Origin of the sequence: Streptomyces sp. 378 (assembly GCF_030124145.1) — a bacterium.
Classification (GTDB): domain Bacteria; phylum Actinomycetota; class Actinomycetes; order Streptomycetales; family Streptomycetaceae; genus Streptomyces.
This window is the reverse complement of record NZ_JASKMS010000028.1, coordinates 21403-38410: the sequence shown is the minus strand read 5'-3', so window position 1 is coordinate 38410 and position 17008 is coordinate 21403. Positions and strand designations below refer to the sequence as shown.

General features: G+C 70.8%; 13 protein-coding genes. 9 read left to right on the top strand and 4 right to left on the bottom strand.

Features of this window, described 5'->3' with window-relative positions; translation table 11 throughout:
- Nucleotides 1–5: 5 nt before the first annotated feature.
- The gene (locus tag QNO09_RS30105) at nucleotides 6–2078 is read left to right on the top strand and encodes a pectinesterase family protein (RefSeq protein WP_283973413.1); all 2073 of its coding nucleotides are present in this window, start codon (nucleotides 6–8) and stop codon (nucleotides 2076–2078) included.
- A 73-nt stretch (nucleotides 2079–2151) separates the two neighbouring features.
- Here QNO09_RS30105 and QNO09_RS30100 read toward each other — a convergent pair whose 3' ends face one another.
- From QNO09_RS30100 to QNO09_RS30090, 3 genes are all read right to left on the bottom strand, one after another.
- Entirely contained in the window at nucleotides 2152–3186 is a 1035-nt protein-coding gene (locus QNO09_RS30100; RefSeq protein WP_283973412.1) for a glycoside hydrolase family 5 protein, read from the bottom strand.
- 133 nt (nucleotides 3187–3319) lie between these two features.
- Nucleotides 3320–4531, bottom strand: a complete 1212-nt coding sequence (locus QNO09_RS30095; RefSeq protein ID WP_283973411.1) for an LmeA family phospholipid-binding protein — start codon at nucleotides 4529–4531, stop codon at nucleotides 3320–3322.
- A gap of 58 nt (nucleotides 4532–4589) precedes the next feature.
- Complete coding sequence (locus QNO09_RS30090) at nucleotides 4590–6407, bottom strand: bifunctional metallophosphatase/5'-nucleotidase (protein WP_283973410.1); 1818 nt, start codon at nucleotides 6405–6407, stop codon at nucleotides 4590–4592.
- 157 nt (nucleotides 6408–6564) lie between these two features.
- Here QNO09_RS30090 and mshD point away from each other — a divergent pair, with 157 nt between their 5' ends.
- Entirely contained in the window at nucleotides 6565–7545 is a 981-nt protein-coding gene (gene mshD / locus QNO09_RS30085) for a mycothiol synthase (protein WP_283973409.1), read from the top strand.
- A gap of 3 nt (nucleotides 7546–7548) precedes the next feature.
- Entirely contained in the window at nucleotides 7549–8070 is a 522-nt protein-coding gene (locus QNO09_RS30080) for a GNAT family N-acetyltransferase (protein WP_283973408.1), read from the top strand.
- On the opposite strand, the gene QNO09_RS30075 is transcribed toward QNO09_RS30080, so the two are convergent.
- Nucleotides 8042–9004: a LysR family transcriptional regulator gene (locus tag QNO09_RS30075; RefSeq protein WP_283973407.1), complete on the bottom strand. Its 963-nt coding sequence runs from the start codon at nucleotides 9002–9004 to the stop codon at nucleotides 8042–8044. The genes QNO09_RS30080 and QNO09_RS30075 overlap by 29 nt on opposite strands.
- Before the next feature lie 585 nt (nucleotides 9005–9589).
- On the opposite strand from QNO09_RS30075, the gene QNO09_RS30070 reads away from it, so the two are divergent.
- The 6 genes from QNO09_RS30070 to pstA all read left to right on the top strand — a co-directional run bounded on the left by QNO09_RS30070 (nucleotide 9590) and on the right by pstA (nucleotide 16970).
- Nucleotides 9590–11956, top strand: a complete 2367-nt coding sequence (locus tag QNO09_RS30070) for an RNA degradosome polyphosphate kinase (RefSeq protein WP_283973406.1) — start codon at nucleotides 9590–9592, stop codon at nucleotides 11954–11956.
- Nucleotides 11937–13004, top strand: coding sequence for a CHAD domain-containing protein (locus QNO09_RS30065; protein ID WP_283973405.1), 1068 nt, complete (start codon nucleotides 11937–11939; stop codon nucleotides 13002–13004). The genes QNO09_RS30070 and QNO09_RS30065 overlap by 20 nt, the downstream gene beginning before the upstream one ends.
- A complete protein-coding gene (locus tag QNO09_RS30060) occupies nucleotides 13001–13435 on the top strand; it encodes an NUDIX hydrolase (protein ID WP_283973404.1) in 435 nt (144 codons plus the stop codon). The genes QNO09_RS30065 and QNO09_RS30060 overlap by 4 nt, the downstream gene beginning before the upstream one ends.
- A 247-nt stretch (nucleotides 13436–13682) precedes the next feature.
- A complete protein-coding gene (gene pstS, locus QNO09_RS30055) occupies nucleotides 13683–14807 on the top strand; it encodes a phosphate ABC transporter substrate-binding protein PstS (RefSeq protein ID WP_283973403.1) in 1125 nt (374 codons plus the stop codon).
- Between the two features lie 106 nt (nucleotides 14808–14913).
- Nucleotides 14914–15912, top strand: a complete 999-nt coding sequence (gene pstC, locus QNO09_RS30050) for a phosphate ABC transporter permease subunit PstC (protein WP_283973402.1) — start codon at nucleotides 14914–14916, stop codon at nucleotides 15910–15912.
- On the top strand, nucleotides 15909–16970 hold the full coding sequence (gene pstA, locus QNO09_RS30045) for a phosphate ABC transporter permease PstA (protein WP_283973401.1): 1062 nt from the start codon (nucleotides 15909–15911) through the stop codon (nucleotides 16968–16970). Before pstC ends, pstA begins: the two co-directional genes overlap by 4 nt.
- Nucleotides 16971–17008: the final 38 nt, after the last annotated feature.

Here is a 17008-nt window from a genome sequence, read left to right as displayed (position 1 = left end):
GCCGTATGAGTGAGCCGCGCAGCAAGGCCCAGCACCGCCGTCGCAGAAGCCGTACCGCCCTGGCGGTCGGGGTCCCCCTGGCCCTGACCGCCGCCGGTACCTTCACCTACGGCGCCGACCTCGGTGTCCTCGGCAGCAGTGTCCAGCAGGCCTCCGCCGCCGCCCCCGCCTGGGCCGCCGCCACCGCCGACGGGTTCGCCTCCGTCAACTCCCTCGGGCAGAACGGCACGTACGGCGGCCGGGGCGGGAAGACCGTCACGGTCAAGACGCTCGCCGATCTGGAGAAGTACGCGACCGCCGCCGAGCCCTACGTCATCGTGGTCGCCGGGACCATCACGATGAACCCGGTCGGGAAAGAGATCAAGGTCAAGTCCGACAAGACCATCGTGGGGCAGGGGACCGCCGGGCACATCGTCGGAGGCGGGTTCTTCCTCGGCCAGGGCGTCCACAACGTGATCATCCGGAACCTGACCATCCGGGACGCGTACCAGGGGATCTGGAACGACAAGGACCACGACTTCGACGCCATCCAGATGGACGGCGCCCATCACGTGTGGATCGACCACAACGATCTGCGGCACATGGCCGACGGGCTCATCGATGTCCGCAAGGACAGCACGAACGTCACCGTGTCCTGGAACAGGCTGAGCGACAACAACAAGACCTTCGGCATCGGCTGGACCCAGAACGTCAAGACCGACATCACGATCCACCACAACTGGATCCGCGAGACCGAGCAGCGCAACCCGTCCACCGACAACGCCGCCCACGCGCACCTCTACAACAACTTCCTGGAGGACGCCCCGGGCACCGCCATCAAGTCGGCGTACGGGAACTACGCGCGCGGCGGCACGAAGATGGTGCTCGAGAACTCCCTCTTCCGGGGCGTCAACAACCCCGTCATCAAGGACAGCGGCGCCGCGATCGTGCAGCGCGGCAACGTCTTCTCCGGCACCAGCGGGCGCAACGAGTCCGGGGGCGGGAGCGCCTTCGATCCGAAGGCGTACTACTCGTACACCCTCGACAAGGCCGACGCCCTTCCCGCGCTCCTGAAGTCCCAGGCCGGGCCGCGGGCTTCGATCGGCACCACCTCCACCGCCGCCTCCACCAAGGCCGCGGCGGCCACGACCCTCACCGTCGCCCAGGACGGCAGCGGCCAGTACCGCACCGTGCAGGCCGCCGTGAACGCCGTACCGGCGAACAACCCCTCGCGTGTCGTGATCGCCGTGAAGCCGGGGACGTACCGGGAACTGGTGAAGGTGCCCTCCAACAAGCCGCACGTCACCATCCGGGGCACCGGCAGCAGCCGCAAGGACACGACGATCGTCTACAACAACGCGTCGGGCACGCCGAAGCCCGGCGGCGGGACTTACGGCACCGGCGGCAGCGCGACCGTCGCCGTCGAGGCCGACGACTTCCAGGCGCGCAACCTGACCATCTCCAACGACTTCGACGAGAAGGCCAACCAGAACCTCAGCGGGCAGCAGGCGGTGGCGCTGCGGACCGCCGCCGACAAGGTGTTCCTGGACGGGATCATCGTCAGCGGGGACCAGGACACGCTGCTGCTCGACACCGCGTCGAAGGACCGGCTGGGCCGGGTGTACGTCGCCAACTCCTACGTCATCGGCAACGTCGACTTCATCTTCGGCCGGGCCACGGCCGTCGTCGACAGGTCCGTCATCACGCTGAAGAAGCGCTGGAACGGCACCTCGGCCGGGTACATCACCGCGCCGAGCACCGCCGCGAACCGTAAGGGCTTCCTGATCGCCAACTCCACGGTGAACGGCGACGTCTCGGCCGGGACCTTCTACCTCGGCCGGCCCTGGCACGCGGGCGGGGACGCTTCCCTCGATCCGCAGACCACGGTCCGGAACACCAACCTCAGCGCCGCGATCAAGTCCACGCCGTGGACCGACATGAGCGGCTTCTCGTGGAAGGACGACCGGTTCGCCGAGTACGGCAACCGCGGCCCCGGTGCGGGCCCGGCGAGCACCAACCGTCCTCATCTGACCGACGCACAGGCCGCGAACCAGGAGGTCGCGGACTGGCTCGCGGGCTGGACGCCTTCGGCGTCCTGAACGGCTCCCTTCCGGGTCCGGCTGACGAGCGGCGCCGGACCCGGAAGGGCCACCACGGTGCTGCGGGGGACGACTACTGCTTCCAGGCCCAGTGCAGCCGGTCCAGGGCGCTCTGGTTGTTCACCGACAGGCTGAGGTTCGTGCCCGTGCCCTGGAGTGTGGTGAGGGAGTAGGTGTCACCGTTGCGCAGGCCGGGCCAGTAGACCGAGCCCAGGCCCAACTCCCGGATGGTGTCGGTCGCGGCCTGGATGTAGGCGACCTCGTTGGAGCTGCCCACCGGGCCGTTGTAGTCCAGGCCGGTGGTCATGGAGGCGCCGAACTCGTCGAGGATCGTGCGCGAGGCGCAGTCGCCGATGCGGCTCTTGAAGTCCGCCTTCCACTGGTCGACGCTGGTCCAGTCGGTGTGCCAGAAGCCGTAGTTGTGCAGGGCCAGGCGGGTGCCCTTCAGACGCGGGTCGGCGCAGACCGGCTTGACGTCCTCGCTGTACTTGTAACCGCCGATCAGGATCCGGTCGCGGGGCACGTTGCGGTGGGTCCTCACCCACTTCGCGGCGATGTCGGTCCACTCCTGGGCGGTGTAGCCGAACGGCTCGTTCATCGGCTCGAAGTACACCTGGGAGTCGCGGGCGTAGGCGGAGGAGATCCGCGCCCACATCCGGTTCCATGAGGCCCGGTCGTCGATCTTGCCGTCCTTGGCGTCGTCGGCCTCCCAGTAGCCCAGGATGACCTTGAAGCCCTGGGCGGTGGCGGCGTCGATCGCACCCCGGTAGGACTTCCAGAACGGGCCGTTCACCGAGGCCGGGTTGACCGGAAGGCGGACGGTGTTGGCGCCGAGCTCGGAGAACCCGCTGATGATCGCCTTGGACTTGGCGTAGGTGGTGGCGTAGCCGTCGGACGCGGACAGGCCCGAGGGCACGACCGCGTCGTGGGCGAAGTTGTCGCGCGGGTCGGCCCAGTTGACGCCCTTGAAGTCGCTGACGGGCGGCGGGGTGGCGGGACGGTGGGCGGGGGAGGCGGCTGCGGGAGGGGCCAGGGCCCCGCCGAATGCCGTGGCGCAGGCGAGCAGCGCCCCCAGTCCGGCTGTCCCCCGGTGGGTCTTTCGTGACACGACGTCCCCTTCTGAGCGGTACGTTCGAGCGAACCTCGAGTACAGATCGGCGGCTCGTTGGCTCCCGCAAACTAGAAGAGGACTCAAACAGAGGTCAACACATCTGCACACCAAATTTCATCAAGAACCCAGGCTAGGAGCCGACGTTCAGCCCCGATCCCGACACCCGCACCCGGATGCCGTCCTCCTGGACGCGCACCTCCCGCAGCCGCACGTTCCCCTGCTCCGGCTCGGGCAGCTCGAACGCCAGGGACAGCCGGTCGGCCAGCACCGGGCGGGTCAGGCCCGCCAGGGAGTCGAGCAGTTCGGGGTCGAGGCCCAGACGGCGCATGACGCCGGGGTGGTCCAGGGCCAGGTCGATGAGGTTGAGGCGGGCGGCCTGGCGGGCGAAGCGCGGGGAGCCCGTCAGCTCGGCGAGCTTGCCGTCGTCGGCCAGCGCCTCGCGCACGGTCGCCTCGGGCACGCCCATCCGCTGCACGATGGCCGGGACCGACAGCAGCGCCCTGGCCTTGCGGGTCTGCCGGGCGAGGTCGGCGGTGCCCTTGGGTGTGAGGTGCAGGCCCTCCGAGGCGCGGGTGCCGGGGCGGTAGGTGGCCAGGTCGCCGATGTCCAGGCGCATGTTGCCGATCTCGGTGGAGATGCCCCGCTCGCCCTGCCGCCGGATCCTGGCCTCGGCCCGCAGTCGCAGGTCGTGGCCGGCGACGGGCAGGGTGCCGGTCGCCCGGACCCGGTCATGGCCCGCGCCGGTGAACGTCACCTGGGAGGCGCCGAGTTCGCGGTTGAGATCGGCGAAGGCCAGCTTGACCTCCCCCTCGAAGCGGGGGACGTGGGCGCCGCGTACGGAGGTGAGGCCGTCGGTGTCCAGGCGTATGTCGTGGGCCGTGGCCGACACCTTCGCCAGGGAGACCCGGTCGGCGGCGACGTCCGGGACGGTCACCTTCACCGACTCCAGGCGCTTGTCCGCCAGCTGGGTGAGGAAGGGGAAGCCGCCGATCTCCACCTCGGGCGCCGCGGCCAGGTCGAGGCGGTCCTTCAGGGTGTCCGCGGCGCGGTGCTCGGCGTACAGCACGGCCCAGCGGTCGGCGAGGGTGGTGAAGGCGGCGAGGACGACCAGGCCGACCACCGCCTTCACCGCGAGCGGCAAGCCAGCGAAACGATTCTTCCTGCGCCGCCTGCCGCCACGGCGGTGGTCCGGCGGAGTCCAGGAGTCCTCGGCGCCCGCGTCCGGTTCCTTCGCGAGGAACTCCTCCAGAGGGGTCTCCTCCAGAGGCCCGTCATCGAGGGCGGCGAGCTCCTCGTACGGGTTCGGACGGGGATGCGCAGCTACGTGGTGGGGGGTACGCATCGATCCATCCGATCATGCGCACCTCCCCCACCCGCAACTCGAACCCCGGGTATGCGACTTACTTCACGATCGTGATGCGGTCCGCCTTCGGCGGGGCGATCGGGTTCGACGCCGAGGAGTTCGCCGTCAGGTACTGCTCCAGGGCGCTCAGGTCGTCGCTGCCGACGACGTCGTTCGTGCCCTGGCCGAGGGTCGGGAAGCCGTCACCGCCGCCCGCGAGGAAGCTGTTCGTCGCGACGCGGTAGGTGGCCGCCGGGTCGACGGCCGCGCCGTTCAGCCTGATGCTGTCCGTGACCACCCGGTCGGGCCCGGACTTGGTGAGGTCCAGCGTGTAGGTCAGGCCGGAGGAGACCTGAAGCACCTTCGGGGCCGCCGCGTTCGGGCCGGACACCTGCTCCTTGAGCACCTGGATCAGCTGCGCGCCCGTGAAGTCCTGGAGGTTCACCGTGTTGGCGAACGGCTGGACCGTGAAGCCCTCGGCGTAGGTGACGACACCGTCGCCCTCACCGGCCTTGGCCGCGTAGGTCAGCGGCGCGCGGATACCGCCCGGGTTCATCAGCGCCAGGTCGGTCTCCGGGTCGAGCTGCCTGCCGTGGGCGAGCTGCGCGTCGGCGATGAGGTCGCCGAGCGGGGACTCGGTGCCGGTGTTGCCGATGTCGCCGGAGATGTAGCCGATCGGCTTGTTGCCGATGGGCGCGGCCAGCGTGTTCCACTTGCTGATCAGCTCGGTCATGTCGGGCGCCTTGGGAACGTCCCGGGTGACCACGCGGTTCGCGGACTTCACCGCCGTACGGGCGATGTCGCCGGTCCTGCGGTCGTACGTCAGCGTGGTGTCCGTGTAGAGACGGCCGAAGGACGCGGCCGAGGTGACCATGCGGGGCTTGCCCGCCGGATCGGTGATGCTGCACACGTACGCGCTGTGGGTGTGGCCCGTGACCAGCGCGTCCACCTGCGGCGTGACGTTCTTGGCGATGTCGACGATCGGGCCGGAGATGCCGTCGCCCGCGCCCGGGGCGTCACAGTCGTAGTTGTACGACGTCGACGCCGGGAAGCCGCCCTCGTGGATGAGGGCGACGATCGACTTCACGCCCTGCCGCTGGAGCACCTTGGCGTACTTGTTGATCGTCTCGACCTCGTCCTTGAAGGACAGGCCCTTGACGCCCTCGGCGGAGACGATGTCCGGAGTGCCCTCCAGGGTCACGCCGATGAAGCCGACCTTGACGCCGCTCTTCTTCCACACCCAGTAGGGCTTGAGGATCGGCTTCTTCGTCTTCTCGTCGAGGACGTTGGCCGCGAGGTAGGGGAAGTCGGCGCCCGTGAACTTCTCGTCCGTGTAGCAGCCGTCCTTCGGGTGGCAGCCGCCGTTCTGCAGACGGGCCAGTTCCCTGGCGCCCTCGTCGAACTCGTGGTTGCCGACGGAGGTGACGTCGAGGTCGAGCTTGTTCAGCGCCTCGATGGTCGGCTCGTCGTGGAACAGCCCGGAGATCAGCGGGGAGGCGCCGACCATGTCACCGCCGGCGGCCGTGATGGAGTACTTCTCGCCCTTGCGGGCCTGCCGCAGATGCGTGGCGAGGTACTCGACACCACCGGCGTCGATGGTCTTCGTGGTGCCGTCGTGCTGGTGCTCGGTGACGCGGCCGGACGAGCCCGTCGGCGGCTCCAGGTTGCCGTGCAGGTCGTTGAAGGACAGCAGCTGCACGTCCTGGTAGCGGCCGGGCCAGTGCCCGCCCTTGCGGTGGCCCTCCCCGGCGGTCGCCGAACCCGGCAACGCCGCGGCGGCCAGCGCGCCGACGGTGACCACACCGGCGGCGAGAGCGACGAAACGGTTCGTACGGCGTCTCCGGCGCTCCGGATGCGCCGGTGAAGTGGTTGGCATGCGCCCCCCTGAGGGTCTGCTGTCGGTTTAGCTCGGACGGTGATGCCGTCCGGCGCAGCCTAGAGTCAACGCGCGTAGCGCGACAGGTGTTTCGTGGTTACGACCTGGTTGCTTCTTTGCCGCCGTTTTGCCGGTGGTGCGCCGTACCCTCGTACGCATGACCAGCGACGACACCGTACGGCCCGGACGACCCCGCTCGATCGAGACCCTTGCCGCGCTCTCCGGCGAGCAGACCGAGGCCGTGCTCGGACTGCTCGAGGAGGCGACCCGGACCGACGGGCAGCAGGCGGTGTCCGAACAGGGCCGGTTGCAGTTGCAGCACTTCAGGGCGTCGCGAAGCGACTCCGTTGAGGGTGGTGGTGGGAGACGGGTGGGCGGGGAGCGGGAGGGCGTGTCCCATCTCCTGCTCACCGCCGGCGGAGAACTCGTCGGCTATGCCCAGTTGGAGGACACGGACCCGGTGGAGCCGCCGGCCGCCGAGCTGGTGGTGCATCCCGGGCACCGCGGACACGGGCACGGCCGGGCGCTCGGGTGCGCGCTGCTGGCCGCGTCGGGCAAGCGGCTGCGGGTGTGGGCGCACGGCGGGCACTCCGCGGCCCGGCACCTCGCACAGGTCCTCGGCCTGACGCTCTTCCGTGAACTGCGCCAGATGCGGCGGCCGTTGACCGGCTTCGACGCGCCCGACCCGGTGCTCCCCGAGGGCGTCACCGTGCGCACCTTCGTCCCCGGGCAGGACGACGCGGCCTGGCTCGCGGTGAACGCCGCCGCCTTCGCCCACCACCCCGAGCAGGGCTCCCTCACCCAGCGCGACCTCGACGACCGCAAGGCCCAGCCGTGGTTCGACCCCGCCGGGTTCTTCCTCGCCTTCCGCGGCGACGAACTGGTCGGCTTCCACTGGACCAAGGTGCACGCCGAGGAGGGCCTGGGCGAGGTCTACGTCCTCGGCGTCGGCCCCGGCGCGCAGGGTGGCGGCCTCGGCAAGTCCCTCACCACGATCGGGCTGCGGCATCTGGCGGGGCAGGGCCTGCCGACGGCGATGCTCTACGTCGACGCCGACAACAAGGCGGCGGTGTCGGTGTACGAGCGGCTGGGGTTCGTCACGCACGAGGTGGACCTGATGTACCGGACGGAGACCTGAGCCGTGCCGCGGACGCGTGCGCTCCACGTCCGGCCCGCCACCGGCTCCGACCTGCCCGCGCTCGTCGCTCTCCGGGACGACGCGGCCCGCTGGATGGCGGCCCGCGGCATCACCGGGCAGTGGCGTCCCGGCGAGTTGGACGAGGACCACTTCCGTCGGGTCATGGCCGACGGCGAGGTCTGGCTCGCGGAGTCCGGCGGACGTCTCGCGGGTGCCTGGGAGTTGTGGTGGCAGGACGAGGACGCCTGGGGGCCGCAGCCACCGGTGGCCGGATACGTGCACCGGCTGATGGTGGACCGGACCGCCGCGGCGCCCGGGACGGGGCGGCTGCTGCTGGCCGCCGCGGAGGGCCGGGTGGCCGCGGCGGGGCGCACGGCGGTGCGCCTGGACTGCCTGGCGACGAACGCCCCGCTCAACGCGTACTACCGCGAGGCCGGTTACCGGGTGGTGGGACGCAAGGAGGGCAAACCGCAGCCGGGCGGGACGCCCAAGTCCTTCACGCTGAGGGAAAAGCAGCTCGGGTAGGCGGGCGTCGCGCCCACGCCGGACGCCAGGTCTCGCCCTTCGGGGACGGCGGACGGGTCGCCGTCAAGTAGTCACGCAGGGCACGCAAGCCCGGATGCGGGTTGTCCGTGCGCCAGAGCAGGGAGTGCGGGTAGACGGGGACCGGGTCCCGCAGCGGCACGAGCCGCAGGTCGTGGGCGACGGGCCAGACGTGCGGGGTCCGTTCGCTGAGGATGGTCGCCACGGTCGGGGAGCCGGCGATCGTGTCGAGGAGCGCCTCCAGGCCGAAGTTGGGCCCGATGGTGTCGATGGCCGGCCCGAAGGCCGCGGCGAATTCCTCGTAGTAGGCGTGCCACTCGGTCCCGGGCACGTTGCCCGGCATCCAGATCCGGTGCCCGGCCAGCTGCGCGGGTGTCACCCGGTCGGCCCGGGCGAACGCGTGGCCGGGGCCGACGCACAGCTGGAGCGGCTCGTCGAGGACCGGGGTGGCCGTGATGCCGTCGGGGAGCCGCTGCCCGGGCATGGTGACGGCGCGGAAGGTGGCGTCGACGGCCCCGTCCCGCACAGCGGTCACGGCCGTCTCCCCGTCGAACAGCGTGACGACGTCCAACGCGATGTCCGGGTGCGCCCGGTGGAAGTGCTGCACCAGCCCGCCGGTGGCGGCCCGGCGTCCCACGACGTCCACCCGCAGCACCCGGTCCCCGGGCCGCACGGCGGCCATCGCCCGCTCCTCGGCCTGGAGCACGACCCGGGCGTGCGGCAGCAGGGCCTGCCCGTCGATGGTGAGCTCCGCCCCTCGCGGCGTACGGACCAGCAGCCGCACCCCGAGGTCCTTCTCCAGCGCGGCGATCCGCTTGGACACGGCCTGCTGGGTGAGGGCCAGGTCCACGGCGGCCTTCTGGAACTGCCCGGAGTCGGCGATGGCGACGAAGGCGCGTACGGCTTTCAGATCCACAAGGGCAGCCTAGCGGCACAACGGGTGGCTGTCGGAGGGGCGAGAGATCCCACCTTCCTGGCCCCCTGCCCGGCCCACTGCACAACCACCCGGCGTGCGATCTCCTACCGGAGAACCAGCCGTCCCAGGACCCGCCGTCGTCAGGGCTCCAGCGCGCAGAGCACGCCCAGCGGCACCGCCACCGCCGGCACGACCGCCCACCGGTCGTACGGCGCCGCCCACCGGCCGTGCACCACCACCCACCTCTCGTCCCGCACCGACACGAGCAGGGCCCGGCGTCGGGCCGATACAGCACCGGCCTCCTGCCGACCGTGGCCGGTACCGCGACCGCCGCCGCCTTCCTCCTCCTGGCCCGCCGCCTGCCCTGAACCCGGTCCGCGCGTCCTTCCACCGGGGGGACGGACGCACGGCCCGCCTCTCGGGGACACTCCCGGACGTGCGGCGCCCCCGAACGCCGTCCACAGCCTGTGGGCAGCCGCCCGGCCCCCTCACCCGGCCCCGCGGACCCCCGCGAGCCGCCCCCCGCTATCCCGCACGTCATGTCCCCGTAACCGTTGATTCAGACGAGCTTGCGAAGCTCGGCCAATGAATCCCGCCGTGCCAGAGCCTTCCCCGCCCCGCGAGGGTCCCGAGGGAAACGGGAGCACTCATGTGACACCCCCGCTCCCGCCCGCGCTGTCCGACGCGCCCGTGATGCTCGCGGCGCGGAAGAATGGGTCCATGAGCCAGCCGAAGACCCAGGCACAGGTCCAGCACGCGCAGCCCTCCGTGGGCTCCATAGCAGCCCACCGCCCCCACACGGTGTCGGCAGCGGTCTCCGATCTGGAACCGGACATCGACGCCGACCTCGACGCGTACGAGGAATCGCCGTACGACGGGCCCCAGCTGCCCCAGGGTCGGTTCCTGGACCGGGAGCGCAGCTGGCTCGCGTTCAACGAGCGGGTCCTCGAGCTCGCCGAGGACCCGAACACGCCCCTGCTGGAGCGGGCCAACTTCCTCGCGATCTTCGCCAGCAACCTGGACGAGTTCTTCATGGTCCGGGTGGCCGGACTGAAGCGCCGTATCGCCACCGGCGTGGCCACCCGCTCCGCCTCCGGCCTCCAGCCCCGCGAGGTGCTGGAGATGATCTGGGCCCGCTCGCGCGAGCTCATGGCCCGGCACGCCGCCTGCTACCACGAGGACGTCGCCCCCGCGCTCGCGGAGGAGGGCATCCACCTGGTCCGCTGGAACGAACTGCAGGAGAAGGAGCAGGCCCGCCTGTTCACCCTGTTCCGGCACCAGATCTTCCCCGTGCTGACCCCGCTGGCGGTCGACCCGGCGCATCCCTTCCCGTACATCTCCGGTCTGTCCCTCAACCTGGCCGTCGTCGTACGGAACCCGGTCACGGGCCACAAGCACTTCGCCCGCGTGAAGGTGCCGCCGCTGCTGTCCCGCTTCCTGGAGAGCTCCCCGGGCCGCTACGTCCCCATCGAGGACGTCATCGCCGCCCACCTGGAGGAGCTGTTCCCGGGCATGGAGGTCCTGGAGCACCACGCCTTCCGCCTCACCCGCAACGAGGACCTGGAGGTCGAGGAGGACGACGCCGAGAACCTCCTCCAGGCCCTGGAGAAGGAGCTCATGCGGCGCCGCTTCGGGCCGCCGGTGCGCCTGGAGGTCGAGGAGTCCGTCGACCGCGAGGTCCTGGACCTTCTGGTGCGCGAGCTGAAGATCGGCGAGGCCGAGGTCTACCCGCTGCCCGGCCCGCTGGACCTCACCGGCCTGTTCCGCATCGCCTCGCTGGACCGGCCCGAGCTGAAGTACCGCAAGTTCGTCGCCGGCACCCACCGCGATCTCGCCGAGGTCGAGTCGGCGTCCCCGCCGGACATCTTCGCCGCGCTGCGCGAGCGGGACGTGCTGCTGCACCACCCGTACGACTCCTTCTCCACCTCCGTCCAGGCCTTCCTGGAGCAGGCGGCCGGCGACCCGGACGTCCTCGCGATCAAGCAGACCCTGTACCGCACCTCCGGCGACTCCCCGATAGTCGACGCGCTCATCGAGGCCGCCGAGTCCGGCAAGCAGGTCCTGGTGCTGGTCGAGATCAAGGCCCGCTTCGACGAGCACGCCAACATCAAGTGGGCGCGCAAGCTGGAGGAGGCCGGCTGCCACGTGGTCTACGGCCTGGTCGGCCTGAAGACCCACTGCAAGCTGTCGCTGGTGGTCCGCCAGGAGGGCGAGACGCTGCGCCGCTACAGCCACGTCGGCACCGGCAACTACCACCCGAAGACGGCCCGCCTCTACGAGGACCTCGGGCTGCTCACGGCCGACCCCCAGGTCGGCGCGGACCTCTCGGACCTCTTCAACCGCCTGTCCGGCTACTCGCGCCGGGAGACCTACCGCCGGCTGCTCGTGGCGCCCAAGTCGCTGCGCGACGGCCTGGTCTCGCGGATCACCAAGGAAGTCCAGCACCACCGTGCGGGGCGCCCCGCGTACGTCCGCATCAAGGTCAACTCGATGGTCGACGAGGCCGTCATCGACGCCTGCTACCGCGCCGCCCAGGCGGGCGTGCCGGTGGACATCTGGGTGCGCGGCATCTGCGCGGTGCGCCCGGGCGTGGCGGGCCTGTCGGAGAACATCCGGGTCCGTTCGATCCTCGGCCGCTTCCTGGAGCACTCCCGGGTGTTCGCCTTCGGCAACGGCGGCGAGCCCGAGGTGTGGTTCGGCAGCGCCGACATGATGCACCGCAACCTCGACCGCCGGATAGAGGCCCTGGTCCGGGTCACCGACCCGGCCCACCGGGCAGCCCTGAACCGGCTGCTGGAGACCGGCATGTCCGACTCCACCGCCTCCTGGCACCTCGGCCCGGACGGCGACTGGACCCGGCATGCGACCGACGCGGACGGACAGCCCCTGCGCAACGTCCAGGAGATGCTCATAGACGCCCGGAGGCGCCGGCGTGGCACAGCGACACCTTGACCCGACGAGCCCCCTGGCCGGGCCCGCCCCCACCGGAGACACCCTCGCGGGCTATCTGCGGGCCCAGGCCACGGAGTTCCTCCGAGCGCTGCGCCTGCACCGGGAGACGGGGTCGGGGGCGAACGGCTCGGAGGGATCCGCCGAGGCGGCCCGCGCCCTGCGCCGCTCGGCCCGCCGCGTCAGCGCCAGCCTGCACACCTTCCAGTCCCTCCTCGACACCGACTGGTGCGAGGCGATGCGCCCCGAACTCGCCTGGGTGTCGGGGACGCTGGCCATGGAGCACGCGTACACGGCCCGGCTGGAGCGCCTGCTGACGGCGCTGCACCGCCTGTCGGGTTCCACGGCCTTTCCGGCGCAGACGGGTGCGCGAGCGGGCGCGACGGCACCCGCCAAGGCCGGTGACCCCGCCCAGGAACGCGGCAATCTCACCGTGGGCGCCGCCAAGGCGGGCGCCCTGCTCGACCGGCAGCTGACCCTCGCCCGCACCCGGGCCCACTCCACGGCCCTGCAAGCCCTGGGCAGCAGCCGCTTCCACGCCGTCGCGGACAAGGTCGCCGTCCTGGCCAGCGAGGTCCCCCTCACCAAGGCCGCCGGCGACACCGACCTGCGCCCCCTCGCCACCGCCGCCCAGGACCGCCTCGCCGACGCCGTGGCCGCCCTCCCCCTCGTCACCGCCGGGAACCCGTACAACGCCGCGGCCCTCGTCCACGGCCTGTCCCCGGACACGGTCCCGCATCCGCAGGACGCCCCGTGGCACCAGGTCCGCCTGCTGCTGCGCCTGCACCGCTACGCCCGCGAGGCCGTCAGCGGCCCCCAGGGCAACGCGGTGGTCGACCTGCGCCTGCTCTCCGCCGGACAGGCCCTGAACCGGCACCGCGACGCCTCGGAGGCGGGTGCGGCGGCGGCCCAGGCGGCCCGCACCCCCCGGATCGCTCCCGCCACGGCGTACGCCCTGGGCGTGCTCCACGCCGACCAGCGGCACGAGGTGGAGGCGGCGCGCTTCGCGTTCCAGCAGTGCTGGCAGACAGAGGTGGTGAGCACCGGATGAGCGCGGATGTCCCCGACACCACCGTCCGGGCGGCCGGCTGCGTCCTGTGGCGCCGCTCCGCCACCGGCGCGTTGCAGCTGTGCCTGGTCCACCGGCCGAAATACGACGACTGGTCCTGGCCGAAGGGCAAGCTGAAGCCCGGCGAGGAGGCACTCGCGGCTGCCCTGCGCGAGGTGGCGGAGGAGACGGGCTGCCGGGCCGAGCCGGGCGCCGAGCTGTCCGACCAGCGCTATCTGGCCGGCGGCCGTCCCAAGCACGTCCGCTACTGGGCGGCCGAGGCCCTGTCCTGCGCGTTCTCCCCGACGGACGAGGTGGACCGGGTCCTGTGGCTGGCGCCCGCCACCGCGCGTGCCCGTCTCACCCGGCCGGACGACCGGCCCCTGGTCGACGAACTGCTGGCCGTTCTGCGGCTGCCCCGGACCGCCGGCTGACCGGACGGTCCCGTTTCGTCCGCGACAGCGCGATGCCGTCGCGTTCTCCCCGTAAGCATTCCGTGACCTCACCAGGCCTTAGGCAGGGGTTCACCCCTCGTTCATGTGCGGCCATCGGCGCCTTCACCTGATCTGCCTAATTTCGGCCTTACCGACGCGAGCCGCGCCTGCTCGGTGCGACCGCGTCAGCGTCACTCAGACTTCGCACGCCGCCGATTCAGGACGGCGGCTCTTGGAAGGAACTCAAGTGAAGCTTCAGCGCATGAACCGGCGGGCCCTCGCTCTCGGTGCTCTCGCCGTCTCCGGCGCCCTGGCCCTCACGGCGTGCGGCTCCGACGACACCGGCAACCCGGGCGGAGACTCCTCCAACGCCGCCGCGCCGAGCAACATCAAGTGCGACGACGCCAAGGGCCAGCTGCAGGCGTCGGGCTCCTCCGCGCAGAAGAACGCGATCGACGCGTGGGTCAAGCAGTACACCGCGGCCTGCAAGAGCGTGCAGGTCAACTACAACCCGACCGGCTCGGGCGCGGGCATCACCGCGTTCCTGCAGGGCCAGACCGCGTTCGCCGGCTCGGACTCCGCGCTGAAGCCCGAAGAGGTCGAGCAGTCCAAGAAGGTCTGCACCGGCGGCCAGGCCATCGACATCCCGATGGTCGGCGGCCCGGTCGCCATCGGTTACAACGTGGAGGGCGTCGACAACCTCGTCCTGGACGCGCCCACCCTCGCCAAGATCTTCGACAGCAAGATCACCAAGTGGAACGACCCGGCGATCGCGGAGCTCAACCCCGACGCCACGCTGCCGGACCTCAAGATCCAGGCCTTCCACCGCTCGGACGAGTCCGGTACGACGGACAACTTCACCAAGTACCTGAAGGCCGCCGCGCCGAAGGACTGGAAGTACGAGCCGGGCAAGGCCTGGGAGGCCAAGGGCGGCCAGTCCGCGCAGGGCTCCTCCGGCCTGGCTCAGCAGGTGAAGCAGACCTCGGGCGCGATCTCGTACTTCGAGCTCTCCTACGCCAAGGACGGCATGAAGACGGTCAGCATCGACACGGGCGCCTCCAAGCCGGTCGAGGCCACCCTGGAGAACGCCACCCAGGCCATCGCAGCGGCCAAGCAGGTCGGCACCGGCAAGGACCTCGCCCTCGAGCTCGACTACGCGACCAAGGCCGAGGGCGCCTACCCGATCACGCTGGTGACCTACGAGATCGTCTGCGACAAGGGCAACAAGGCCGACACGCTGCCCGCGGTCAAGTCCTTCCTCGGCTACATGGCGTCGGAGGACGGCCAGGGCCTGCTGGAGGACGCCGCCTACGCCCCGATGCCCGAAGAGGTCATCACCAAGGTCCGCGAGACCATCAACGGCCTGAGCTGACCTGAGTGTGCGGCCCGGTCCCGACCGGGGCTGGGCCGCATCGTCCGGTGCACCGCCGCCAGGAGCCCTCCCGCACACGGGACGGCTCCGCAGACCGGAGAACCTGATGGACATAACGACACAGAATCCCAGCGCACCACCCAAGCCGTCCGAGGCCGAGCAGAAGCGCGCCGCGCGCGGCGCCACCCGTCCCGGAGACCGGATCTTCCTCGGCCTCTCCCGCGGGTCCGGCATCCTCGTGCTGGTGATCATGGCCGCCATCGCGGCCTTCCTGACCTATCGCGCCGCCCTCGCGATCAGCAAGGACGAGGCCAACTTCTTCACCACCTTCGAGTGGAGCCCCAGCGGCACGCCGCCGGTCTTCGGCATCGCGGTCCTGGCCTACGGCACCATCGTCTCGTCGATCATCGCCATGGTCATCGCCGTGCCGATCGCGGTCGGCATCGCCCTGTTCATCACGCACTACGCCCCGCGCAAGCTCGGCGGCCCCATCGCGTACGTGGTCGACCTGCTCGCCGCGGTGCCGTCCATCGTCTACGGCCTGTGGGGCGCCCTCGTGCTCGTGCCGCACCTGGACGGGCTCTACGGCTGGCTGGACGACTACCTCGGCTGGACCGGCCTCTTCCAGTGGAACGGCGGCGCCGCCCGCTCGCTGTTCACCGTCGGCATCGTGCTCGCGATCATGATCCTCCCGATCATCACCAACGTGAGTCGCGAGGTCTTCCGCCAGGCCCCGCAGATGATCGAAGAGGCGGCCCTCGCCCTCGGCGCCACGCGCTGGGAGGTCATCCGCATGTCCGTCCTGCCCTTCGGCCGCTCCGGCGTCATCTCCGCCTCGATGCTCGGCCTCGGCCGCGCGCTCGGCGAGACCATGGCCGTCGCCATGGTGCTCTCGCCGACCTTCGACATCACCACCAGCCTGCTCAACCCGGGCGGTGGCACCTTCGCCCAGAACATCGCCAGCAAGTTCAACGAGGCCACCGAGCTGGGCCGGGACGCGCTGATCGCGTCCGGTCTCGTGCTCTTCGTCATCACCCTGCTGGTCAACGGCGCGGCCCGCCTGATCATCGCCCGCCGCAAGGAGTACTCGGGGGCCAACGCATGAGCAACGCAACCCTCTCCGGCAAGCGCCCGAGCTCCCTGCGCGGCGCTACCCTGCCCAAGTGGTTCGCCTGGGCGGTGGCCGCCGGCTCGATCGCCCTCGGTCTCGGCGTCAGCGCCGCGGCCGGGCTGCACAGCGACATCCAGTGGGCCCTGATCGCCGCAGGCCTGTTCGTCCTCGGGTCGTACGCCATCTCCGCGCGCGTCGAGGGCAAGCGGCAGGCCAAGGACCGGACGGCGACCAGCTTGGTGTGGGTCGCGTTCCTCCTCGCCGTCATCCCGCTGATCTCCCTGATCTGGGAGACCGTGAAGCGCGGTGTCAAGGTCCTCGACATGTACTTCCTCACCCACTCGATGGGCGTGGTCGCCGACAGCGAGCCCGGCGGCGGTATCTACCACGCCATCCTCGGCACGCTGGAGCAGGTGGGCATCGCCACCCTGATCTCCGTGCCGGTGGGTGTGCTGACCGCGGTCTACCTCGTCGAGTACGGGCGCGGCAGGCTCGCGCAGGCCGTCACCTTCTTCGTCGACGTCATGACGGGCATCCCGTCGATCGTCGCGGGTCTGTTCATCCTCAGCATCGTCCTGATGCTCGACCTCGGTCCCACCGGCTTCGCCGGTTCGCTGGCCCTGTGCATCCTGATGATCCCGGTGGTCGTCCGCTCCACGGAGGAAATGCTCAAGCTCGTCCCCAACGAGCTGCGCGAGGCGTCGCTGGCGCTGGGCGTGCCGAAGTGGCGCACCATCCTGAAGGTCGTCATTCCGACGTCCCTGGGCGGCATCACCACCGGCGTGATGCTCGCGATCGCGCGCATCACCGGAGAGACCGCTCCCGTGCTGCTGCTGGTCTGGGGTACGAACTTCATCAACGCCAACCCCTTCAAGGACCCGCAGGCCTCGCTGCCGATGTACATCTACCTGCAGTACGCCAACAGCGGTGGCTCCGGCGCGGCCTACGACCGTGCCTGGGCGGCGGCACTGACGCTCATCGCGTTCATCATGGTGCTGAACCTCGCGGCCCGCGGCATCGCCCGCTGGAAGGCCCCGAAGACCGGTCGCTGAAGCGGCCATACAGCGACTGACTGAGTCTGGAAGTGAAG